The organism is Micromonospora sp. DT227, assembly GCF_049841835.1.
GTDB lineage: Bacteria > Actinomycetota > Actinomycetes > Mycobacteriales > Micromonosporaceae > Micromonospora.
In genome coordinates this window covers 1-21,522 of the sequence record NZ_JBNCLA010000010.1, presented here as the reverse complement: position 1 = coordinate 21,522, position 21,522 = coordinate 1, and the positions used below count along the sequence as shown (strand labels likewise).

Here is a 21,522-nt window from a genome sequence, read left to right as displayed (position 1 = left end):
AGGCTGGGGCCGTCATCCGCGCAGCGAGGAGAGACGGCGATGGACGCGACCGACCGGCGGCCCTGGACCCGCAGCTACGCGCCGGGCGTGCCGGCCGAGGTCCCGGAACCGGACGGCTCCCTCGTCGACCTGCTCACCGACGCGGCCGGCCGGTTCGGGCCCCGGGTGGCGCTCGACTTCTACGGCGCCACCATCACCTTCACCGAACTCGCCGACCAGGTGGCCCGCGCCGCCGAGGTGTTGCGCCGACTCGGCGTCCGGCCGGGTGACCGGGTCGCGCTGGTGCTGCCGAACTGCCCGCAGCACGTGGTCGCGTTCTACGCGGTGCTGCGCCTCGGCGCGGTGGTCGTCGAGCACAACCCGCTCTACACGGCCGACGAGCTGGACCGGCAGCTCACCGACCACGGCGCCGCCGTCGCGATCGCGTGGGACAAGGTCGCGCCGCTGGTGGCGGGACGCGGCGCCGTGCGTACCGTGGTGTCGGTCGACCTGACCGCGGCGCTGCCCCGGCTCAAGCGGTGGGCGCTGCGGCTGCCGCTGCCGAAGGTCCGGGCCGCCCGCGCGGCCATGACCGGCCCGGCGCCCGGCGCGCGGGCCTGGTCGGAGCTGGTCGCCGCCGCCGCACCGCTGCCCGCCGCGCACCCCGGCCCGGGCGTCGACGACGTGGCGCTGCTCCAGTACACCGGCGGCACCACCGGCGTGCCGAAGGGCGCCGTGCTCACCCACCGCAACCTGCGGGCCAACGCCGCGCAGGGCCGGGCCTGGGTGCCCGGCCTGCGCGACGGCGCGGAGACCGTGTACGCGGTGCTGCCGCTGTTCCACGCCTACGGCCTGACGCTCTGCCTCACCTTCGCCGTCGGCATCGGGGCGACGCTGGTGCTGTTCCCCCGCTTCGACGCCGACCAGGTGCTCGACGCGGCCCGTCGGCGCCCGCCGACGTTCCTGCCCGCCGTGCCGCCGGTCTACGCGCGGCTGGCCACCGCCGCCCGCGAGCGCGGCGTCGACCTCACCTCGATCCGGTACGCCATCTCCGGCGCGATGGCGTTGCCGCCGACCACCGTGGAGCTGTGGGAGTCGGTGACCGGCGGACTGCTGGTCGAGGGCTACGGCATGACCGAGACGTCCCCGATCACGCTGGGCAACCCGGTCGCGCCGGCCCGCCGGCCCGGCACGGTCGGGGTGCCGTTCCCGTCCACCGACGTGCGCATCGTCGACCCCGAGGACCCGGGCCGCGACCGCGCCCCCGGCGAGGCCGGTGAGCTGCTGGTACGCGGCCCGCAGGTGTTCTCCGGCTACTGGAACCGGCCCGAGGAGACGGCGAAGGTGCTGCTGCCCGGCGGCTGGCTGCGCACCGGCGACATCGTCACCATGGACGCCGACGGCTTCGTGACAGTGGTCGACCGGATCAAGGAACTCATCATCACCGGCGGCTTCAACGTCTACCCGTCCGAGGTGGAGGACGCGCTGCGCCGCATCCCCGGCGTGGTCGAGGCCGCCGCCGTGGGCGTGCCCACCGCCGACGGCGAGGAGGTCGTCGCGGCGGTGGTGCTGGACGCCGCCGTGGCCGGCACGCCGGAGGCGATCCGCACCGCCTGCCGCACCCACCTGGCCGGCTACAAGGTGCCCCGCCGGATCGTGGTGGTCGAGGACCTGCCCCGCTCCCAGATCGGCAAGATCCTGCGCCGCGAGGTCCGCGACCGGCTCCTCGCCGACGGTTGAGGTCCTGGCCGGCACGGCGTCGACCGACGTTCTGCCCAGCGCGAAGTCGCCGGCCGCAACCGGTCCGCGCGGGCCACACTCGGGGGATGACGACCCTCGGATCCGACCCGGCACAGGCCCGCCTCACGGCGCTCTACGCGGCGTTCAACGAACGCGACGTGCCGACCCTGCTGGCGTCCATGACGCCGGACGTCTCCTGGCCCAACGGTTGGGAGGGCGGGGTGCTCCGGGGCCGGGCCGAGGTGGGCGACTACTGGCGGCGGCAGTGGGCCGAACTCGACCCGTCGGTGACGCCGACCGCCTTCACGGTGGAACCCGACGGCCGGATCGCCGTGTCGGTCCGCCAGGCGGTGCGGGACCGGGCCGGCGTCGAGCTGGCGGACCACACCGTCACGCACGTCTACCGCCTCGTCGACGGCCTGGTGGCCGAGATGGAGATCCGCCCGCAGCCCTGACCACCCGTCAGAGCCAGCCGTTCGCCCGCGCGGCACGGGCCGCCTCGATCCGGTTGCGGGTACCGGTCTTGCCGATCGCGGCCGACAGATAGTTGCGGACCGTGCTCTCCGACAGGTGCAGCTCGGCGGCGATGTCGGCGACGGTCGCGCCGTCCTCGGCGGTGGCCAGCACCGCGCGTTCCCGGTCGGTCAGCGGGTCGGGGCCCGCCGACAGGGCCGCCGCCGCCAAGGCCGGGTCGATCACCCGCTCGCCGGCCAGCACCCGCCGGACCGCCACCGCCAGCTCCGCCACCGGCCCGTCCTTGACCAGGAAGCCGCGCGCGCCGGCTTCCATCGCCCGGCGGAGGTAGCCGGGCCGGCCGAACGTGGTGAGGATGAGCACCCGACAGGCAGGCACCTCGGTGCGCAGCGCGGCGGCGGCGTCCAGACCGGTGCCGTCGGGCATCTCGATGTCGAGCAGCGCCACGTCCGGCCGGGTGTGCCGGGCCGCCTCCACCGCGTCGGCGCCGGTGCCCACCTCGGCCACCACCTCGACGTCGGGTTCCAGGTTCAGCAGCAGGGCCAGCGCGCCCCGCATCATGCCCTGGTCCTCGGCGAGGAGCAGCCGGATCACGACGGCACCGCCGCGACCGGCCGACGCTGGATCCGGGCGGTGAGCCGCAGGCCGCCACCGGGTGCCGGGCCGACGTCCAGCGTGCCCCGGGCCCGCCCCAGTCGCTCGGCGAGACCACGCAGCCCGTTGCCGAACTCGGGCCGGCCGCCGACGCCGTCGTCCCGCACGGTCAGCACCGACCCGTCGGCGCCGGTGTGGAGCGCGATCTCGCACCGGGACGCCCGGCTGTGCCGCAGCACGTTCGTCACCGCCTCGCGGAGCACCCAGCCGAACGCGTCGTCGGCGGCCACGTCGAGCGGGTCACCGCTGCGGCGTACCGTCACCGCGATGCCCGCGTCGGCCAGGGCGACCCGGGCGTTGGCCAGCTCCCGGCCGAAACTGTGGTCCCGGTAGCCGGTGACCGCCTCGCGGACCTCCGCCAGCGCGGTCCGGCCGATCCGCTCGATGTCCGCGGCCTCCGCCGCCGCCCGGTCCGGGTCGGTCCCGACCAGCCGGCGCGCCACCTCCGCCTTCACCACGACCAGCGACAGCGTGTGCCCGAGCAGGTCGTGCAGGTCGCGGGCGAACCGCAGCCGCTCCTGCCGCACGGCCGCGCGGGCCAGTTCCCGCTGGGTCCGGCGTAGCTCGTCGACGAGCTGCGCCATCCGGGCGAACGCCAGCGTCATGGCCCCGGCGAGTAACGTGATCAGCGCGGTCTGTGCGGCGTCGGCGGCCGGCGCGCCCCGAGCCGCGCCGACCGCCGGGACGGCCACGACCACCACGCCGACCCAGCCGAAGCCCCACGCCGGCCGGGCCACCGTCACGGCGCCCGCCGCCGCCACGTACATCAGCAGGATCAGCCAGCCGCCCGGACCGCCGGCGTACGCGGCGGCCAGGCCGACGCCGAGCAGCGCGAACAGCGACAGCCCGAGGTGCCGGAGGGCCGGCGGGACCGGCAGGGACGCCACCGGCACGGCCACCAGCGCGAGGTAGAGCACGGCGAACGCGGCCAGTCCGACGGCTGCCGGCGCGGCGGGCCGCACCCGGCCCTCGGCGATCGCGGCGGCCGGCGGGACCAGCAGCCAGAACCACAGCATGTGGGCCGCGACCAGCGCGATGCCGCGCCGCCGCCGGGTGGCGTGCGGGTCGGTGACGGCCATGGCAGACACCGTACGGCCGTCAGCGGCGGCCGGTCGAGCGACGGTACGCGCCGGTCGCCAACCCGGCGAACGCCACCGTCCAGGCGAGCAGCACCGTCAACCCGACCGGGCTGGGCGCCCGACCGTCGACCGTCCGCCAGCCCAGTTCGGCGAACCGGTACGTGGGCAGCGCGTGCGCCAGGTGCCGCAGCGCGTCCGGGAAGTAGGCCACCGGCACGAGCAGGCCACCGAGCACGGACAGGGTGAGGAAGGCGAGGAAGACGGCCGGCTGGGCGAGGTGCGGCGCGAGTCCGTACCCGATGGCGAGCCCGAGCAGCGCGAACGGCGCGGTGCCGACCCACAGCAGCGCCACCAGCGCGGCCCACCGGCCGGCGGAGAGCGTGACGTGGTGCTGGAGCACGCCGGTGAGGCCCACCGCGACGACCGCCGGCACGCCGCTGAGCATGCTGGTGAGGGCCTTGGCGGCCAGCACCCGGCCGGGTGGCAGCGGGGTGACGCGGAGCTGACGCAGCCAGCCCGAGGCGCGCTCCTGGGCGACCGACCCGGCCACCGTGAGCGCGCCGGCCACCGCGCCGTAGCCGGCCAGGCCGACCATCAGCGCGGTCGCGGCGTCGAGGCCGGACAACCGGTCGTCGCCGGCCAGCGGCGAGAAGATCAGGTACGTGATGACCGGCCCCAGGACGGTGAACATCGTCAGCCGGGGGTCACGGACCAGCCGCCGCAGCTCGAATCGCAGGTAGGCACGCATGTCAGGACTCCGTCCCGGTCGAGGTGAGCGCGAGGAAGGCGGCCTCCAGGCCAGGGGCGGCGACCTCCAGGCCCCGGAAGCCCCGACCGGTCGCGAGCGCGAGCACCGTCGCGTCGGCGTCGGTGGTGGTGAGGACCACCCGCTCGCCCCGCACCTCCACCGAGCGCACCGCGGGCAGCTCCGCCAGACCATCGACCGGCCCGCCGGCGAGATCGAAGGCGACGGTACGGGCGCCGGCCAGCGCGCGGATCCGCGCGGGCGGCCCGTCCGCCACCACCCGGCCGGCGGCGAGCACCACCACGCGGTCGGCGTACTCGTCGGCCTCGTGCAGCTGGTGGGTGCTGAACAGCACGGTGTGGCCGTCGTCGGCGTACCGCCGGATGGCCGTCCAGAACGCCCGCCGGGCGTCGACGTCGAGCGCGGTGGTGGGCTCGTCGAGGACCAGCAGGTCCGGCTCGCCGGCCAGCGCGAACGCGAACCGGACACGCTGCGCCTCACCGCCGGAGAGGCGGTCCGCCCGGCGCGCGGCCAGGTCGGTGAGGCCGGCCAGGTCGAGGATCCGGTCGGTGTCCAGCGGGCGGGCGTGCAGCGCCCGGGCCAGCCCGACCAGGTCCCCGACGGTGGCGCCGGGCACGAAGCCGGCGTGCTGGAGCATCGCGCCGACCCGGCCGGCCCGCACCGCCTCGGCGGGCTTCCGGCCGAACACCGTCGCCGTGCCGGCGTCGGCCGGGAGAAGTCCCAGCAGGATCTCCAGCGTGGTGGTCTTGCCGGCGCCGTTGGGGCCGAGCAGGGCGACCGTGCTCCCCGGCGGGATGGTCAGGTCGAGTGCGTCGACGGCCCGCACCGGGCCGTAGCGCCGGGTGAGCCCGGCCAGTCGTACCGCGTCGTCGTCCACACCGGAGACGGTAGGAGCCGGCGGTGGTGGGGCGGCAGGGCCGGCGATACCCGACCGGCCGGTACAAATGTCACGTCGGCGGCACGACCGTCCGATGGGCCGTTTGACGCGCCGGCCCCGGGGGTAGCCGACGGTCCATGATGGATTCACGGGGCAAGGCGGTCGGGCGTTACCTTCTACGGCTCGTCGGCGGGGTGTCGGTGATCATCGGTCTGCTCATGGCGTTCAGCAGTCTCACCGAAGGCAACCTCTTCGGGATCGTGCTCAGCGCCGTGCTCATCGGCGGCGGGGTGTTCGCGCTCAAGCGTTCCGGTGGTCCCCGCGAGAGCGCGACCTCCGCGCCGCTCACCGGTCAGCGCGCGCACTGACCGGGCCGGCCGCCGATCGGGCGGTCGCTGGTGGCCACACCGACACCGGCCGCGCCTGGCGGTCGGTGTCGGTGCCGACGCCTAGGCTGGGGTGATGGTCGACCGGCGTCAGGTGATGAGCTTCCGCGTACGGGCCCAGCAACTCGACCGCGTCGAGGGCACGCTCGTCGACACCGCCGTGCTCGACCTGGGCGTGCAGGACACCGGCCCGGACGGCGCCCGGTGGGCGCTGGCCCTGCGCGGGGTCGACGCGTCGGCGCTCTCCGACGACGAGGTGGTCCTGCTGTGGACCGTGCGCGGCGCGCCCCACCTCTACCGCCGCGCCGACGTCGGCCGGGTGGCGGCCGCGGTCGAGCCGTTCACCGACGCCGACGCCGGCAAGCGCATCTACGACGCCGCCAAACCGTTGAAGGCGGCCGGCATCGGCATCGTGGCCGCGCTCGACGAGGTAGCCGGGCGGATGCGCGCGATCGTCACCGAGCCGACCGTCAAGGGCGACGTCTCGGCCCGCCTCGCCGCGTTGCTCCCCGAGCCCTATCTGCGGTTCTGCCGGCCGTGCCAGGCCACCCACCTCTTCGAGATGCCGTTCCGGCTGGCCGCCGTACGCGCCGGGCTGGAGCTGACGCCCGGCACGTCACCACCGGTGCTGCGCCGCATCCCGGCGTTCCACCGGGCGGCGGACCCCGGCGACCGGTTCGACCTGGTCCGCGCCTACCTCCGGCTGCTCGGCCCGGCCACCCCGAAGCACGTGGCCGACTACCTCGACGCCCCGGTCAAGGACGTCCGGGCGCGCTGGCCGCAGGACGCCGTCGAGGTGCCGGTCGACGGCGAGACGCGCTGGCTCCTGGCCGAGGACGAGACGGCAACGGCGACGGCCGGGGGCACGGTGACCCGGCTGCTCGGCCCGTACGACCTGTTCCTCCAGGCGAAGGACCGCGCGACGCTGGTGCCGGACCCGGCCCGGGCCAAGGAGTTGTGGCCGGTGCTGGGCCGTCCCGGCGCCGTCCTGGTCGACGGTGACCTGGTCGGCACCTGGCGGCCCCGCAAGTCCGGCGCGAAGCTGACGGTCGCCGTGCAGCCGTGGCAGAAGCTCCCCGCCAGCCGCCGCCGGGCGGTCGTCGAGCAGGCCGAACGCCTCGCCGCGCACCGCTCGGCCGCGCTCGCCGGGGTCGAGTTCGCCGACTGACGGGAGCCGTGGCGGGTGTGGTCAGGCGAAGCACTCGATCGTCGCCGGCACCAGGCCGTGGCGGCGGACCACGTCGGTGAGCCGGCGGAGCAGCGGACGCAGCGCGTCCGGTTGCGCCGGCTCGGCGGTCACGTCCAGGCACCACGCCACCCCGCCGGCGACGCGGCGCAGGTCCCAGCGGAAGGTGGTGTCGTCGACGCGCAGTCGCCCGCTGCCGGCGACCCCCGGGCCGGTGCCGGTCGACAGCCGCAGGGCCGCCCCGAGGTCGGCCAGCCGCCCGTTGTCGAGTTCACCGGCGAACAGCACCCGCCACACCGGCGGTCCGCCGCCGAGCCGCAGCGGCGCCACGGTCGCCAGCGGCACGTCGTCCCGGAAGTGGCCGCGCAGCACGTCCTCGCCCGGCAGCGTCCCGCCGCCCGACCGGAGGTAGACCTCCTCGGCGTCGGCCCGGGTGACCGCCCGCAGCCGGCCCCGGACGCCGGGGTCGGCGCGGACCGCGCGGGCGAACGCGGCGGAACTCCACCAGCCGCCGTCCGCCGGCGTCCAACCGGCGGTCCGCAGGCGCGTCGCCGCGAGGTCGTCGGCGAGCACGAACTCCTCGACCAGCAGCCCGAGCGGCGCGACCGGCGCACCGGCCGGGCAGAGCAGGTAGTAGTCGAACGCGGACGTGACGGCGGACGACGTCACCGAGGTGGCGGACACCAGGGCACGGTACCGCCGTCACCGGTGGGCGAAGACGAACCCGCCCTCGACACCCGGGGCCGGACGGTGCGTCAGCTCCGCCTCGACGGTGAAGCCGGCGGCGTCCAGCCAGGCGGCGACCCGCTGCGGTGGGCGACGGTGCACGTGGACGCGCATCGGCAGACCGCCGTACCCCTCGGTCTTGAGCCGGCTGCCGTCGCCGGCGTGGAACCCGAGCAGCACGACGCCGCCGGGCCGCAGCACGCGGCGGAACTCGGCGAGCACCGTGGGCACCTCGTCGTCGGGGACGTGGATCAGCGAGAACCAGGCGAGCAGCCCGGTCAGGCACTCGTCGGCCAGGTCGAGGCGGGTCATCGAGCCCACCTCGAAGCGCAGCCCGGGGTGGTCCCGGCGGGCCACCTCGATCATTTCCGGTGACAGGTCAACGCCGAACGCGCCCAGGCCGAGCCCGTGCAGATGGCCGGTGATCCGGCCGGGGCCGCAGCCGACGTCGGCGACCGGCCCGCTGCCCCGGGCCCGTACCAGCTCGGTGAAGAGCGCCAGGATGCCCCGCTGGAACGGTTCCTCGGCGAGCGCGTCCCGCAGCAGGTCGGCGTAGCTGACCGCCACCGTGTCGTAGGAGGCACGGGTGTCGGCGAGCCAGTCGGAGACGTCCACGGGCCGCAGGGTAACCGGCGCCCGCCGGGGCCGGGTCAGCGCCGGCCCGCCGCCGGGGTGACGGCGGCCCAGGACGGTCGCCACACCGGGTCGGGCGGCGGGGTCAGGGTCGCGAGGTGGTCGACGATCGCCCGGAGGCCCGGGTGCGGGTTCGTCGTGGGCAACATCAGCGAGATCGGGTACGCGAGCGTCGGGTTCCGGATCGGGATGCGGCGCAGGTCGTGGCTCGCCGGCCACAGGTACCTGTCGCGCGCGCCGACCACTGTGGCCACGTCGGCGGCGTCGGCCAGCGTGTCGAGGAGCACCTCGTCGCCGAAGTTCGGACCGGCCGCGTCGATGCGGAGGTCGAAGGCGGTGGCGAGCTGGTCGTAGAACTCCGACCATTCGCTGTGCGCCACGATGCCGGGCACCCAGATACGCAGCCCGCGCAGGTGGGCCGGGGTGAGGGTACGCGCGGCGGCGAGCGGGTGCCGGGGACCGACGAGCAGTTCCAGCGGCGAGTCGAACGCGTGGACCATCCGGACGTCGGGCGGCAACGTGGCGGGGTCGGTGACGGAGCGGAACGCGGCGTCCAGGTCGCCGGCCCGGACGGCGGCGGCCACCCGGTGCGGGTCGTCGACCCGGAGCGTGACCACGTCCAGGCGGGTGCCGGGGTGGGCACGCCAGTAGTCGTGCAGGACGACGGCCTGCGCGCTGCGCAGGCCGAGCACGTCGATCCGGAGGGCCCGGGAGCCGGGCCGGAGCGCGGCGACGGCCCGGTCGGCGTTCGCCACGATGCCGCGGGCGTGCGGGAGGAACGCCCGGCCGTCGGGGGTCAGGTCGACGCCGCGGGCGGTCCGGGTGAACAGGCGGACCGCCAGCTCACGTTCCAGCGCGGCGACCCGTTTGGAGACGGCCTGCTGGGTGACGCCCAGCTCGTCGGCGGCATGTTGGAACTGCCCGACGTCGGCGGCCCGGACGAACGATCGCACTGCCTCGGAGTCCACCGGCCCAGCCTATGGCCGTCCAACCGCTGGTTGTGGCTCGCCCGAGCGCGGTTGTTTGATCACGCGCGCGGGCGACCGGTCTGATGCGGCGGTGGCACGGGATCAGGACTTCAGCCGGCTGTGGTCGGCGTACGCGGTCAGCACGTACGGCACGTGGCTCGCGTTCGGCGCGTTCCCGCTGCTCGCGGTGCGGGAGCTGCACTCGTCGGCGTTCGCGGTGTCGCTGCTGGAGGCGGCCGGCCTCGCGGTCGCGGCGGTGGTGGCGTTTCCGCTCGGGCCGTGGGTGGAGCACCGGCCGAAGCGCCCGGTGATGATCGGGACGGATCTGGTCCGGTTCGCCGCGACGGCGAGCGTGCCGGTCGCGTACGTGCTCGGGGTGTTGACCTTCGGCCACCTGCTGGTCGTCGCGGTGGTCTGCGGGAGCGCGGGGATCGCGTTCACGGCCGCGTCCGGCGCGTACCTGAAGCATCTCGTGCCCGCCGACCGGCTGCTGGTCGCGAACGGTCGCCTGGAGGGCACAGCCTGGGTGGCGACGGCGGCCGGCCCGCCGCTGGGCGGCGCGCTGGTCGGGTTGCTCGGCCCGGTCGTCACCGTCGCCGCCGACGCGCTGAGCTACCTGTTGTCGGCGCTCGCGGTCCACCGGATCTCCGGCGGCGACGTGGCGACGGCCCGGGCGGCGACGCCGCGCGGCGCGGATCTGCTCGGCGGATGGCGGTTCCTCCGCCGCGATCCGGTCCTGCGGCGACTGTTCCTCAACTCGGTGCTGGTCGGCGGCCTGATCACGGCCACCGTCCCGTTGCTGGCCGTGCTCCTGCTCGGTGAGTACGCGTTCCCGGCCTGGCAGTACGGTCTCGCGTTCGGGGTGCCGGCGCTGGGCGGCTTCGTGGGCGCGCGCCTCTCCCCCCGCCTGGTGCGGCGGTACGGCGGGCAGCGGGTGCTGACCGTCAGCGGTTGGCTGCGGTCGGTCTTCCCGCTCGGGCTGGCGTTCGTCCGACCCGGCGTCGGCGGGCTCGTCACCGTGATCGTGGTCGAGGGCCTGCTGATCGTCGCGATGGGCGTGTTCAACCCGATCTACGCCACCGAGCGGCTGCGGCGGACCCCCACCGACCACGTCGCCCGGGTGCTCGGCGCGTGGAGCGTCGGCAGCCGGCTCACATCGGCCACGCTGACGGTGGTCTGGGGAGGTCTCGCCTCGCTCACCGGCCCGCTCGCCGCGATCACCGTCTCCGGCGTGCTGCTGCTCGGCACCCCGCTGCTGCTGCCGGGCGGGACTTCCGTCCGGGCCCGGCTCAGGAGGCGGCGGCGGGCTTCCGGGTGGGGTCGCCCGGCGTGGCGGCGTCGGTGGGACGGCGGGTGAGAACCTGCGGGCCGGACTCGGTGACGGCGACGGTGTGTTCGGAGTGGGCGGTGCGGGAACCGTCGGCGGAGCGGATCGTCCAGCCGTCCTCGTCGACCCTGATCTTGTCGGTGGTGCGGCACAGCCAGGGCTCGATCGCGATGGTGAGGCCGGGGGTGAGCTTCATGCCGCGGCGGGCGCGCCCGCTGTTGGCCACGTGCGGGGCCTCGTGCATGGTGCGGCCGATGCCGTGGCCGCCGAACTCGCCGTTGACGCCGTAGCCGTAGGCGTGGGCGACCTCGCCGATCGCGGCGGAGACGTCGCCGAGGCGACCGCCGGGCCGGGCGGCGGCGATGCCGGCCTCCAGCGCGACCTCGGTGGCCTCGATCAGCTTCAGGTCGGCCGGGTCGGGGGTGCCGACGACGAACGAGAGCGCGGAGTCGGCGACCCAGCCGTCGATGCCGACCGCCATGTCGATGCTGAGCAGGTCGCCGTCGCGCAGCACGTAGTCGTGCGGCAGGCCGTGCAGCACCGCGTCGTTGACCGACAGGCACAGCACGTTGCGGAACGGGCCCCGGCCGAACGACGGGGCGTAGTCCCAGTAGCAGGACTCGGCGCCGCGCTCGGCGATCCGACGGCGGGCGTGGTGCTCGATGTCCATCAGGTTGACGCCGACCGCGGCGACGCCCTTCAGCTCGGCGAGCAGTTCACCGACGAACTGGCCGGTCACCGCCATCCGGCCGATCTCCTCGGCGGACTTGAGCTCGATCACGACAGCCTCCCTCTCCCGGTCCGGTATTTTTATACCACGCCCGCCACGGGCGTCCCGAGGGGATATCCTGCTGCCATGGTTCGCCAGCCACTCACCGCCGAACAGATCGCCGCCGGCCGACGCCTCGGCGTCGCCCTGCGATCCGCGCGAGCCGGCCGCAGCCTCGGCGAGGTGGCCCTGGCGGCCGGCATCTCCCCGGAGACGCTCCGCAAGATCGAGGCGGGCCGGCTGCCCGCGCCGGCGTTCGGCACCGTGGTCTGCCTCAGTCAGGCGCTCGACGTCCCGCTCGCCGAGCTGGCCGACACCTGGCTCGCCGACACGCCCGTCCGCCAGGCGTCCTGACCGCCCGGCCCGCGCCGACGGAGGTCCGCGTGATGCTGGCCGAACTGCTGCGCATCGTCGACGACGACCCGGACGACGACCCCGACGGCAGCCGGGACGACGATCCGTGGCCGCTCCTGCGGGAGCTGGCCGCGGCGGGCGACCCTGCCACCGCGGCATCGGCCCGGACCGAGCTGGAACGCTACGTGCACGAGCGCAACGGGTACGGCCGGAACCTGATGGCCCACCTGCTGGCCCGGCTGTCCGGCGCCGACGTGCTCCCCCGCTTGCTGCGGCTCTACGCCGACGCGCTGCGCGACGGTGACGACGACGGCGAACAGTTGGGGATGGCGGTGGGCCTGGCCACCCGCGCGGACCCGCCCGCCTGCCGGGCGGTCGTCCTGCCGCTGCTCGACGACGGCGACCCGTACCTCCGGCGGGCCGCGTTGGAGACGCTCGGGCACATGTTCGAGGCGCCGGACCTGGAGCCGCTACGCGCGGCGGCGGCCGACCCCGACCCGGAGATCCGGCGGACCGCGCTCGGCGCGCTGCCGGCGGTCCACCTCGACCCGCGGGCGTACGCGCTGGTCGTCACCGCGCTGCGCGACCCGGACGCCTGGGTCCGTGATCAGGCCGTGCTGCTGCTGGCCTGGTCCGCCCCGCCGGCGGTGGTGGACCATCTGGTCGAGTTGACGGCGGACCCGGCCTGGCCGGTCCGGACCGTGCTGGGCGAGGCGATCGGCCGCCGCGCCGCGCACTCCGACCGCGTCCCGGTGGCGGCAGCCGCGCTGGGCGTGCTCCTCGACGATCCCGAGTCCTCGGTACGCGCCGGGGCGGTGCGCGGCCTCGGCCTGCTCGGCGTGCCACCGGACGCGCTGCGGTCCCGGGTCGACGATCCGGACTGGTGGGTGCGGGCGGCCGTCGCCGACGTCCTCGCCGCCGCGCTGCCACGCTGGCCACCGGCCCGGCCGCTGCTCGCCCGCCTGAGCGAGGACAGCAACCCGACCGTACGGGCGACGGCGTCGGCGGCGCTCCGGAACTCCGGGCCGGCGTCCTGACGGCGGGGTGGCTCGTCGTTGGGGCGGGCGGCACCCGGCTGACGACGGGCGGCTCAGCCGGCAGCGACCGCCGCGACGGCGGCGTGCGGCCGGCGGCCGGCGTCACCGGGCCGGTGCAGGCGCTCCACCTCGGTGAAGCCGGCCCGGGCCAGCCGCTCGGCGAACGCGTCGACCGGCCAGCGGTAGGCGGTGACGACCTTGTGGTCGAACGCCGCGACCTCGTCGCCGACGAAGATCCCGAGCACCACGGTCGCGCCCGGCGCGGCCACCCGACGGAATTCGGCAAGCACCCGGTCCAGGTCGGGCGGGGGCAGGTGGATCACCGAACCCCAGGCCAGGATGCCGGCGACCCGCCGGTCGGCGACGGGAAGATCCGCCATCGACCCGAGCAGGTAACGGCCGGCCGGATGGGCGGCCCGCGCGTGGGCGATGAACTCGCCGACGATGTCGACCCCGGTCGCGTCGGCGCCGTGGGCGCGGAGGAAGTCGGTGAGGTGGCCGGGCCCGCAGCCCAGGTCGAGCACCGGGCCGGGCCGGCCGGTCAGGTGCCGCCGGAGGAACGCGAGGTCGTCGGCGTGCACCTGGCCACTCGTGCCGAACAACGCGATGTAGCGGTCCGCCATGGCCGCGTACGCCCGGCGGACCTGTTCGGTCGTCATGCGCCGACCCTAAGGCCGGGCCACGCCGGGACGTCGGCACCGACCCGGCGGGAGTTCGGCGTTCCCACCACGCGCCGCCCCACGCGCCTGTTTCAAGGAAAGAGTGGCCTTCGGGGCCCAGTTAGCCACTATTTCCGTGAAACAGGGCGCCGGGGCCGGCGCGGCGTGCACCCAGCGGTGTTCCTTGCGCAGCAACGCGTCCGCGGTGGCGGTGGCGGTCGCCCAGGGAAGCCGGACGGTCAGGTCGTCACCGAGCCGCCACACCTGGTTGTCCCATCCCCGCGCACCCGGCCGGAGCGGTCGATCGGCGAGATCGGGATGCTGGTCGTGGAGCAGTTCCCGGACCAGGTCGGCGGTGATCTCGTGTGTCATACCGAGGGGTTAGCCTTCCGTCATGCCGGGCATCGAGCTGAAAGAGTTGGTCGTCGCGGACGCCGAGGCGCTGCGGGCGTGGTTGTCGGCCCACCATGCCACCTCACCCGGCGTCTGGCTCGCCCTGACCCGCAAGGGCGGCACGGTCACCACGCTGACCTGGCAGCAGGCGGTCGACGAGGCGCTGTGCTTCGGCTGGATCGACGGGCAGGCCCGCAAGCGCGACCAGGAGAGCTCCTGGATCCGGTTCACCCCGCGCCGGCCCCGCAGCTCCTGGTCCCGACGCAACGTCGAGCACGTGGCCCGGCTGGAGGCGGCGGGGCGCATGCGACCCTCGGGTCGAGCGGCGGTGGAGGCCGCGCAGGCGGACGGGCGCTGGGCCGCCGCCTACGCCCCGCCCTCCGAGGCCGAGGTGCCGGCCGACCTGCTCGCCGCCGTCGCCGCCGACCCGGCCGCCCAGGCCATGTTCGACGTCCTCACCAGCACCAACCGGTTCGCGCTCATTCACCGGCTGAACGCGGTCAAACGGGCCGAGACCCGGGAGCGGAAGATCCGCGAGTTCGTCGCCATGCTGGCCCGCCACGAGACGCCCCATCCGCAGAAGGCGAAACCTCCGACCACCGGCTGATCCGACGGTCGACGTGTCAGCCCGCCCGCGGGGCCACGTCGTCGACTCCGGCTCCGGCGAGCTGCTGGGCGAGCCGGGCGTAGCTGTCGCCGCCGTGGCCGGCCGCGACCGCCCGCTCGATGATGCGGTGGACGGCCTCCAGCGGGGCGGCGTCGATTCCGTGCACGGCGGCGGCGGCCCGCACGTGCGACAGCGCGGAGGCCGCCGACGCGACACTGGAGACGTCGGCCGGAAACTGGCCGGCGGCAAGCTGAGCGGCGAACCGGTCGGTGAGATCGGGCAGCAGGCCGCCGATCCCCTTGGCGAAGCGGGCGAATGCGGCTGGTGCGATGCCCTCGGCGACGGCCAGGGCGAAGGCGTGCGCAAGCCCACCGACGGACATGGCGAACAGGTCGAGCAGCGCCGTCTCGTACGCCGCCGCGCCGCCGACGTCGTCGCCGAGGTGGATGCCGGTGCCGCCGAACGCATCCAGCAGGGCTCGGTGCCGCTGGTAGAGCGCGTGCCGGCCGCTGTAGAGGATCGTCGCGGCGGGTGTGCCGATCGTGGGCGCCGGGGTCAGGATGGCGCCGTCCAGGTAGTCGACGCCACGCCGTGCGGCGAGGTCGGCCATGGCGCGGGCTTCTGCGGCGTGCCCGCTGCTCAGGTTGACAAGCGTGCCTCCGGGCCGGTCGGTGAGGTCGGACGTGCTCGCGCGGACCGCGGCATAGTCGATCATGCAGGCGATCGTGACCGGGGCCGCCCGTACCGCGTCGCCCACCGTGGGCGCGAGCACGGCTCCCTGCGCCACGAGCGGGTCGGCCCGGCCCGGCGTACGGTTCCACACCACCGTCGGGTGCCCGGCGGCGAGCGCGGCGGTGGCGAGTGCCCGGCCCATCGGGCCGAGGCCCAGGACGGCGACGGTGGACCGCTGGTTGATGGGGATGTCATGGTCTGTCACAGCAGCGACGGTAAACCTTCACGTTGACGTGAAGGTCAAGTCCTGTTTGGCTCCGGACATGCGGATCAGTGAACTGGCCCGGCAGACCGGCACCACCCCCCGCGCCCTGCGCTACTACGAGGAACAGGGGCTGCTGCGGCCCGACCGGCACGCGAGCGGGTACCGGGACTACGACGAACAGGCCGTACGCGTCGTGGGGCACATCCAACTGCTGCTCTCCGCCGGCCTGGGCACCACCGCCATCGCCGAGATCCTGCCCTGCATCCCCGACGACCGGACGGTGCTGGCACCCACCTGCCCCGAACTTCTCGATGCCCTGGCCGAGGAACGCCACCGCCTCACCGGGTCCATCGAGAAGCTCACGACGGCACGCGCCATCCTGGACCGCATCATCCAGGGCGCCCCCGACCGTCACTGACCGCGCGTCGGCCAGGGGCCAACCGGGTATCCGTCGAGTCCGCGCCAGCGGGCCGGCGGCTGGCTACCGTGGGTGACGTGGAGCTTCTGGGGCTTGACCACCTCGTCCTCACGGTCGGCTCGATCGACCGCAGCACCGCCTTCTACGGTGGAGTGCTCGGCCTGCGGGTCGTCCGGCGCGACGACCGGGCCGCGCTGCACGCGGGCCACCAGATGATCAACCTGCACCAGGTGGACCATTCCGTCGACCCCCGGGCGGCAGCGCCGACGCCGGGCGCCGGCGACCTCTGCCTCGTCAGCGCCGAGCCGATCGACGCGGTGCTCGACGACCTGCGTCGCGCCGGAGTCACCGTGGTGGCCGGGCCGGTCGCCCGGGACGGTGCTCTGGGCGCCATGACCAGCGTCTACGTCCGGGACCCGGACGGGAACCTCGTCGAGATCGCCCACTACCCGGGGGAACCCGGAACGCGGGTGCCGAACTGAGGACGCCGGGGCGCCATCCGACCACGGACGGCACCCCGGTCACTGGCTGGAGCAGGAACAACGGGCTCAGGCGTCGGCGGCGACCGCCAGGTTGAACCGGTCGAGTGCCTCCTTCTTCTCCGGCGGAAGGTCGTCGATGTTGATCGGCTCGTCAGCGTTCGTGTCGCCGTGCAGGTTGTCGCCCGCCAGCAGGGCCTTGACGATGGCGTCCGCCTCGTCGGTCGTGAAACCCGCGTCGGTCAGGATGTGCGTGGGAAGTTCAGCCATGCGTCGGCAGTACCCCGCGCTCCGCGTCCTCTACCCGCGCCGCGCGGCGTTTCCGGGGTCTGGGTACCCCTATCTCTCCGGGATGCGGGCGGCGGCTGCGGCGACGGTGGCCAGGTCCTCGCCCGAGAAGCCGGCGCGGCTCAGCACCGCCAGGGACTTGTTCGTCGCGAGCGTGCACAACGCCAGCTCCGCCGCGGCGTGCTCATCGGCGCCGGCCGCCCGCAACGACTGCTCCAGCATCGCCCGCAGACTGTCGATCATGGCGCGGACCGTCGCCTGCCCCGCCGCGTCCAGGGCCGGGAACTGCGCCGCCGACATGGTGAGCAGGCAGCCGTCCGGGACGGTCGGGTCGGCGATGCGGTTCAGGGTGACCTCGAGGTAGGCGGCCACGACCGCGCTCGGGGTCGGGTGGGGGCCGGCAAGCGCCTGCTGGTACCGCGGGTGGTAGGTCTGCGCGTACCGGTGCAGGCTTTTCCGGAACAGGGTGCTCTTGTCGCCGAAGGTGCCGTAGAGCGAGCTGCGGCCCAGGCCGGTGCCCTCGGCCAGGCGGTCGATCGAGGTCTCCGAATAGCCCCAGCGCCAGAAGACGTGCATCGCACGCCGTAGCGCCTCGTCCACGTCGAACTGCTTGCGTCCGGCCATGTCGTCAGCCTACCCGATCTTGCACCGATCGTTTCAACATGCGTATGGTCTCGGCATGACAACTTGGACCGATCATTCCATGATGACGACGACCGACCGCACGACCAGCCTGCCCGCGCTGCGGCTGCCCGACGGGTTCACCGACGTGTTCACCAGCCGGCTCGTGGAACTGGACGGGCTACGGCTGCACGCCGTCACCGGCGGGGACGGCCCGCCGCTGCTGCTGGTCGGCGGATGGCCCCAGACCTGGTACGCGTGGCGGAAGGTGATGCCCGCGCTCGCCCGCACGCACACCGTGGTCGTCGTCGACCAGCGCGGGGCCGGGCTCTCCGACAAGCCCGACGACGGCTACGACGCCGGCACGCTGGCCGCCGACCTGGTCGCGTTGATGACCGCGCTCGGGCACGACCGCTTCGACGTGGTCGGCCACGACATCGGCACGTGGACCGCGTACGCCCTCGCGGCCGACCGCCCCGAGCGGGTGGGTCGACTCGCCGTCGTCGAAGCCCTGATCCCCGGCGTCGTGCCGTCCCCGCCGGCCTTCAGCCCGGCCGCGGTCAACCAGAAGCTCTGGCAGTTCGGCTTCAACCGGCTCACCGACCTCAACGAGGACCTCGTCCGGGGGCGGGAGCGGCTCTTCTTCGGCTGGCAGTTCGCCACCAAGGCCGCCACCCCGACCACGATCCCCGCGTACGCCGTCGACGTCTACGTCGACGCGATCACCGCGGATCCGCGCGCGCTGCGGGCGAGCTTCGCGTACTACCGGGCGCTGGACGAGACGATCGCGCAGAACGAGCGGCGCAGCAGGACCCGCCTGACGCTGCCGGTGCTCGCCGTCGGCGGCGGGCTGTGGAGCGGCGCCGGTGCCGCCCAGACGATGCGGCTGGCGGCCGACGACGTCACCGGCGTGGTCCTGGACGACTGCGGCCACTACCCGGCCGAGGAACAGCCGGCGCGGTTCACCGAGATCCTGGCGACCTTCCTCGACGGCAGACCGCCGGCAGTCCTCCCGGCTAGCCCACCGCTCGACCGGGTGGGTGACGACTCGCCCTGCGAGCGATATGACACCAAGTCATAAATATGACAGGAGGGTATATCGCTCTCCACCCCAAGTCCTCGGGGGAGCGTCACGCAGTGTGACGCCGCAACGGGCAGCCGGGCCGGCACCGTACCGCCGGCGGATCAGAACCAGCTCTCCCGCATGTCCAGTGTGGTGCGGTCCAGGCTCTCCAACAGGTCGAACTGGGCCGCCACCTTCGGCAGCTCCCACCGGTAGAAGTACCGAGCCGCCGCCCGCTTCCCGGCGAAGAACTCCCCCTCCGGCGACCCCAGTGCCTCCACCGCCAGCACCTGCTCCAGCCACATCCAGGCGATCACCACGTGCCCGACCGCCTCCAGATAGACCGAGGCGTTCGCCAGCGCCAGCTCCGGGTCGCCCGCCGCCCACAGTCGCCGGGTCACCACCGCGATCCGGTCCACCGCCGCCCCGAGCCGCCCGGCCATCTCGGCGGCCGGCCCGTCCGCCTTCCAGGCCCGGTTCACCGTGGCGCGCATGGTCTCCAGCAGCAGTTCCAGCGCCGCGCCGTCGCGCATGGTGACCTTGCGGCCGAGCAGGTCGAGCGCCTGGATGCCGTGGGTGCCCTCGTGGATGGCGTTGAGCCGGTTGTCCCGCCAGTGCTGCTCGACGTCGTAGTCGCGGGTGTAGCCGTAACCGCCGTGCACCTGGATGGCCAGGTCGTTGGCGGCCAGGCACCACTGGGACGGCCAGCTCTTGGCGATCGGGGTGAGCAGTTCCAGCAGCAGGTGCGCCCGCTCCCGGTCCGCCCCGTCGGGCGCGGTCTTCTCCTCGTCGAGCAGCCGTCCGCAGTAGAGGACCAGCGCGAGCGCGCCCTCCACGTAGCTCTTCTGGGCCAGCAGCATCCGGCGTACGTCGGGGTGGGCGACGATCGGCACCTGCGGCGCGGTGGGGTCCTTGTCGGCGACCGGCCGGCCCTGCGGCCGTTGCCGGGCGTACGCGACGGACTTCAGGTAGCCGGTGTAGCCGAGCGCGGTGGCACCGGCCCCGATGCCGATGCGCGCCTCGTTCATCATGTGGAACATCAGCGCCAGCCCTCGGTGCGGCTGGCCGACCAGGTAGCCGACCGCGCCGGCCCGTCCGTACGGGCGGTGCACGCCCTCGCCGAAGTTGAGCAGCGTGTTGGTGGTGCCCCGGTAGCCGAGCTTGTGGTTGAGCCCGACCAGCACCACGTCGTTGCGCGGGCCGAGCGAGCCGTCGTCGTCGAGCAGCACCTTCGGCACGATGAACAGCGACAGGCCCTTCACGCCGGGCGGCCCGCCGGGGATGCGGGCGAGCACCAGGTGGACGATGTTCTCGGCGAGTTCGTGGTCCCCGGCGGAGATCCACATCTTGGTGCCGGTGAGCCGGTAGGTGCCGTCGTCCTGCGGCTCGGCGCGGGTGGTGAGGTCGGCCAGCGAGCTGCCGGCCTGCGGCTCGGACAGGCACATGGTGCCGAAGAACCGGCCCTCCACCATCGGCCGGACCCAGGTGTCGACTTGTTCCGGACCGGCGTGGGCGAGCAGCAGGTTGGCGTTGCCGAGCGTGAGGAACGGGTACGCCGAGGTGCCCACGTTGGCGGCCTGGAACCAGGCGAACGCGGCGGCGGCCACCGCGTGCGGGAGTTGCATGCCGCCCACCGACTCGTCCAGGGTGGCGGCGAACAGCCCGGTCTCGGCGAACGCGTCCAGCGCGGCCTTGACCTGGGGAATGGTGCGCACGTGCCCACCCTCGACGGTGGGTTCGGCGGTGTCGGCGGCGCGGTTGTGCGGGGCGAACCGTTCGGCGGCGACCCGCGCGGCGAGGTCGAGCACCGCGTCGAACGTCTCCCGGGAGTGCTCGGCGTAGCGGGGCCGCTCGGTCAGCCGGGACACGTCCAGCCAGTCATACAGCAGGAACGCCAGGTCACGGCGGGACAGCAGCAGGTCGGACGAGGACACGAGCGACTCCTTCCGGTCAGCCGCGGCGCAGCCCGGCGACGGCCTCCCGCAGGTCATCCTGGCCGATCGGGGCCGGCCGCGCACCCTCCACCGCCTCGCGTCGCGGCGCCCGCCGAGTACGGGATGGGTCCTGGAAGCGTCGCGCCAGCCTGCCGTCAGCAGGCTCCGCGAGTCTCTGGGCACCGCCCGGTCGACGGAACCGGGCCGGTCCTCGGACCCTCGGCGATTGGATCATCACTGGTGAGAAGAACTTCCTCCACGGCGGTAGCCCTCGGCGTCACCGCCGCCCTGACCACATCCGCGCTGCTGGGTGCGTCGCCCGCCCTGGGCGCGGAGTCGGGACCGGATCTGCCACCGGCCCTCGCTCCGCTGACCGCCCAGTACCAGACGGCCGCGTGCGATCCCGCCGGTCCCACCACGAGCGACGGGACGCTCGCCACCCAACTGAACTCGCGGCTGAACTCGGACATGCGGGGTTACCTGACGGCGTACCGCGTGTCCTGTGCGCGGGAGGTGGTCGAGGCGGTGCGGGCCCGGGGGTTGGCGTCGCGCGCGGCGGTCATCGCGATCACCACCGTGATCGTCGAGACCCACCTGCAGAACATCAGCGAGGAGGTGGACCACACCAGCCTCGGCCTGTTCCAGCAGCAGGAGTGGTGGGGCACCCGGGCCGAGCGGCTCAACCCGGCCTCGGCCACGAACGCCTTCCTCGACGCGATGGTGCGGAAGTATCCCAACGGCAGTTGGGCCAGCGCCCCGATCGGCGAGGTCTGCCAGGCGGTGCAGGTGTCGGCCTACCCGGACCGCTACCAGCTCCAGGCGCCGGACGCGCAGATCATCGTCGATGCGCTCTGGGACGCCGCCGGCCCTCGCACCGAGGACGTGCCGATCTCGGGTGACTGGAACGGCGACGGCATCGACACCATCGGCGTCTTCCGACCCAGCAACTCCACCTTCTACCTCCGCGACACCAACAGCGGCGACGCCACCCGCATCTTCAAATTCGGCCACGGCCCCTCCGGCGACATCCCCATCGCCGGCGACTGGAACAACGACGGCAAAGACTCCGTCGGCGTCTTCCGCCCCACCAACTCCACCTGGTACCTCACCAACGGCACCACCACCGCCACCAACACCACCGACCACGAATTCATCTTCGGACACGGCC

The 21,522-nt window shown here is 74.3% G+C and carries 25 protein-coding genes and 1 pseudogene; 12 read left to right on the top strand and 14 right to left on the bottom strand.

Translation table 11 applies throughout. The features are described from left to right. Positions 1-39 precede the first annotated feature (39 nt). Positions 40-1,719 carry a long-chain-fatty-acid--CoA ligase gene (locus ACLQ2W_RS27545; protein WP_425789969.1) on the top strand — a complete coding sequence of 560 codons (1,680 nt, stop codon included), beginning with the start codon at positions 40-42 and terminating at the stop codon, positions 1,717-1,719. Positions 1,720-1,805: 86 nt separating this feature from the next. Then, complete coding sequence (locus ACLQ2W_RS27540; protein ID WP_425789967.1) at positions 1,806-2,174, top strand: nuclear transport factor 2 family protein; 369 nt, start codon at positions 1,806-1,808, stop codon at positions 2,172-2,174. A 7-nt stretch (positions 2,175-2,181) separates the two neighbouring features. Here ACLQ2W_RS27540 and ACLQ2W_RS27535 read toward each other — a convergent pair whose 3' ends face one another. Genes ACLQ2W_RS27535 through ACLQ2W_RS27520 form a run of 4 tightly spaced genes read right to left on the bottom strand, consistent with a single transcriptional unit; the run spans position 2,182 to position 5,569 of the window. After that, the gene (locus tag ACLQ2W_RS27535) at positions 2,182-2,787 is read right to left on the bottom strand and encodes a response regulator transcription factor (RefSeq protein WP_425789965.1); all 606 of its coding nucleotides are present in this window, start codon (positions 2,785-2,787) and stop codon (positions 2,182-2,184) included. Further along, positions 2,784-3,926, bottom strand: a complete 1,143-nt coding sequence (locus ACLQ2W_RS27530) for a sensor histidine kinase (RefSeq protein ID WP_425789963.1) — start codon at positions 3,924-3,926, stop codon at positions 2,784-2,786. Before ACLQ2W_RS27530 ends, ACLQ2W_RS27535 begins: the two co-directional genes overlap by 4 nt. 19 nt (positions 3,927-3,945) lie before the next feature. Then, a complete protein-coding gene (locus ACLQ2W_RS27525) occupies positions 3,946-4,674 on the bottom strand; it encodes an ABC transporter permease (protein ID WP_425789961.1) in 729 nt (242 codons plus the stop codon). A gap of 1 nt (position 4,675) precedes the next feature. Then, the gene (locus tag ACLQ2W_RS27520; RefSeq protein ID WP_425789959.1) at positions 4,676-5,569 is read right to left on the bottom strand and encodes an ABC transporter ATP-binding protein; all 894 of its coding nucleotides are present in this window, start codon (positions 5,567-5,569) and stop codon (positions 4,676-4,678) included. A 137-nt stretch (positions 5,570-5,706) separates the two neighbouring features. On the opposite strand from ACLQ2W_RS27520, the gene ACLQ2W_RS27515 reads away from it, so the two are divergent. Together ACLQ2W_RS27515 and ACLQ2W_RS27510 are read left to right on the top strand one after the other, a co-directional pair. Further along, positions 5,707-5,937 carry a hypothetical protein gene (locus ACLQ2W_RS27515; protein WP_425789957.1) on the top strand — a complete coding sequence of 77 codons (231 nt, stop codon included), beginning with the start codon at positions 5,707-5,709 and terminating at the stop codon, positions 5,935-5,937. Positions 5,938-6,031: 94 nt separating this feature from the next. Further along, positions 6,032-7,123 (top strand): winged helix DNA-binding domain-containing protein, encoded by a 1,092-nt coding sequence (locus ACLQ2W_RS27510; RefSeq protein WP_425789955.1) that lies wholly within the window; start codon positions 6,032-6,034, stop codon positions 7,121-7,123. Positions 7,124-7,144: 21 nt separating this feature from the next. Here the strand turns inward: ACLQ2W_RS27510 and ACLQ2W_RS27505 are convergent, their stop codons facing one another. From ACLQ2W_RS27505 to ACLQ2W_RS27495, 3 genes are read right to left on the bottom strand one after another with little or no spacing between them, the layout of a single operon-like run. Continuing rightward, positions 7,145-7,825, bottom strand: a complete 681-nt coding sequence (locus ACLQ2W_RS27505; RefSeq protein WP_425789953.1) for a hypothetical protein — start codon at positions 7,823-7,825, stop codon at positions 7,145-7,147. Between the two features lie 18 nt (positions 7,826-7,843). Continuing rightward, positions 7,844-8,482 carry a methyltransferase domain-containing protein gene (locus ACLQ2W_RS27500; RefSeq protein WP_425789951.1) on the bottom strand — a complete coding sequence of 213 codons (639 nt, stop codon included), beginning with the start codon at positions 8,480-8,482 and terminating at the stop codon, positions 7,844-7,846. Positions 8,483-8,517: 35 nt separating this feature from the next. Beyond that, positions 8,518-9,468 (bottom strand): LysR family transcriptional regulator, encoded by a 951-nt coding sequence (locus tag ACLQ2W_RS27495; RefSeq protein WP_425789949.1) that lies wholly within the window; start codon positions 9,466-9,468, stop codon positions 8,518-8,520. Positions 9,469-9,559: 91 nt separating this feature from the next. On the opposite strand from ACLQ2W_RS27495, the gene ACLQ2W_RS27490 reads away from it, so the two are divergent. Next, the gene (locus ACLQ2W_RS27490; protein WP_425789947.1) at positions 9,560-10,825 is read left to right on the top strand and encodes an MFS transporter; all 1,266 of its coding nucleotides are present in this window, start codon (positions 9,560-9,562) and stop codon (positions 10,823-10,825) included. Here the strand turns inward: ACLQ2W_RS27490 and map are convergent. Further along, positions 10,758-11,576 carry a type I methionyl aminopeptidase gene (gene map, locus ACLQ2W_RS27485; protein WP_405093892.1) on the bottom strand — a complete coding sequence of 273 codons (819 nt, stop codon included), beginning with the start codon at positions 11,574-11,576 and terminating at the stop codon, positions 10,758-10,760. The two genes, ACLQ2W_RS27490 and map, sit on opposite strands and share 68 nt — an antisense overlap. Positions 11,577-11,651: 75 nt before the next feature. Here map and ACLQ2W_RS27480 point away from each other — a divergent pair, with 75 nt between their 5' ends. Both ACLQ2W_RS27480 and ACLQ2W_RS27475 read left to right on the top strand, forming a co-directional pair. Then, positions 11,652-11,918 (top strand): helix-turn-helix domain-containing protein, encoded by a 267-nt coding sequence (locus tag ACLQ2W_RS27480; RefSeq protein ID WP_107162431.1) that lies wholly within the window; start codon positions 11,652-11,654, stop codon positions 11,916-11,918. Positions 11,919-11,950: 32 nt separating this feature from the next. Then, positions 11,951-12,955: a HEAT repeat domain-containing protein gene (locus ACLQ2W_RS27475; RefSeq protein WP_425790356.1), complete on the top strand. Its 1,005-nt coding sequence runs from the start codon at positions 11,951-11,953 to the stop codon at positions 12,953-12,955. Positions 12,956-13,008: 53 nt separating this feature from the next. Here the strand turns inward: ACLQ2W_RS27475 and ACLQ2W_RS27470 are convergent, their stop codons facing one another. Together ACLQ2W_RS27470 and ACLQ2W_RS27465 are read right to left on the bottom strand one after the other, a co-directional pair. Further along, positions 13,009-13,614, bottom strand: a complete 606-nt coding sequence (locus ACLQ2W_RS27470; protein ID WP_425789944.1) for a class I SAM-dependent DNA methyltransferase — start codon at positions 13,612-13,614, stop codon at positions 13,009-13,011. Between the two features lie 167 nt (positions 13,615-13,781). Beyond that, positions 13,782-13,986 (bottom strand): annotated as a pseudogene (locus tag ACLQ2W_RS27465) (aminoglycoside phosphotransferase); the annotation flags it as partial. Positions 13,987-14,008: 22 nt separating this feature from the next. Between ACLQ2W_RS27465 and ACLQ2W_RS27460 the strand changes: the two are divergent. After that, the gene (locus ACLQ2W_RS27460; RefSeq protein WP_425789942.1) at positions 14,009-14,614 is read left to right on the top strand and encodes a YdeI/OmpD-associated family protein; all 606 of its coding nucleotides are present in this window, start codon (positions 14,009-14,011) and stop codon (positions 14,612-14,614) included. Positions 14,615-14,630: 16 nt separating this feature from the next. Here the strand turns inward: ACLQ2W_RS27460 and ACLQ2W_RS27455 are convergent, their stop codons facing one another. Then, entirely contained in the window at positions 14,631-15,551 is a 921-nt protein-coding gene (locus tag ACLQ2W_RS27455) for an NAD(P)-dependent oxidoreductase (RefSeq protein ID WP_425789940.1), read from the bottom strand. 58 nt (positions 15,552-15,609) lie between these two features. Here ACLQ2W_RS27455 and ACLQ2W_RS27450 point away from each other — a divergent pair, with 58 nt between their 5' ends. Both ACLQ2W_RS27450 and ACLQ2W_RS27445 read left to right on the top strand, forming a co-directional pair. Continuing rightward, a complete protein-coding gene (locus ACLQ2W_RS27450; protein WP_405093886.1) occupies positions 15,610-15,969 on the top strand; it encodes a MerR family transcriptional regulator in 360 nt (119 codons plus the stop codon). 77 nt (positions 15,970-16,046) lie between these two features. Next, a complete protein-coding gene (locus tag ACLQ2W_RS27445) occupies positions 16,047-16,451 on the top strand; it encodes a VOC family protein (protein ID WP_425789938.1) in 405 nt (134 codons plus the stop codon). A 66-nt stretch (positions 16,452-16,517) separates the two neighbouring features. Here ACLQ2W_RS27445 and ACLQ2W_RS27440 read toward each other — a convergent pair whose 3' ends face one another. Together ACLQ2W_RS27440 and ACLQ2W_RS27435 are read right to left on the bottom strand one after the other, a co-directional pair. Continuing rightward, on the bottom strand, positions 16,518-16,718 hold the full coding sequence (locus ACLQ2W_RS27440) for a hypothetical protein (RefSeq protein WP_425789936.1): 201 nt from the start codon (positions 16,716-16,718) through the stop codon (positions 16,518-16,520). A 69-nt stretch (positions 16,719-16,787) separates the two neighbouring features. Further along, positions 16,788-17,360 carry a TetR/AcrR family transcriptional regulator gene (locus tag ACLQ2W_RS27435; RefSeq protein WP_425789934.1) on the bottom strand — a complete coding sequence of 191 codons (573 nt, stop codon included), beginning with the start codon at positions 17,358-17,360 and terminating at the stop codon, positions 16,788-16,790. A gap of 82 nt (positions 17,361-17,442) precedes the next feature. Here ACLQ2W_RS27435 and ACLQ2W_RS27430 point away from each other — a divergent pair, with 82 nt between their 5' ends. Next, on the top strand, positions 17,443-18,438 hold the full coding sequence (locus tag ACLQ2W_RS27430; RefSeq protein ID WP_425789932.1) for an alpha/beta fold hydrolase: 996 nt from the start codon (positions 17,443-17,445) through the stop codon (positions 18,436-18,438). A 104-nt stretch (positions 18,439-18,542) separates the two neighbouring features. On the opposite strand, the gene ACLQ2W_RS27425 is transcribed toward ACLQ2W_RS27430, so the two are convergent. Beyond that, complete coding sequence (locus ACLQ2W_RS27425) at positions 18,543-20,354, bottom strand: acyl-CoA dehydrogenase (RefSeq protein WP_425789930.1); 1,812 nt, start codon at positions 20,352-20,354, stop codon at positions 18,543-18,545. Between the two features lie 240 nt (positions 20,355-20,594). Here ACLQ2W_RS27425 and ACLQ2W_RS27420 point away from each other — a divergent pair. After that, positions 20,595-21,522: FG-GAP repeat domain-containing protein (locus tag ACLQ2W_RS27420; RefSeq protein WP_425789928.1), on the top strand; the 928-nt coding region annotated here is incomplete at its 3' end.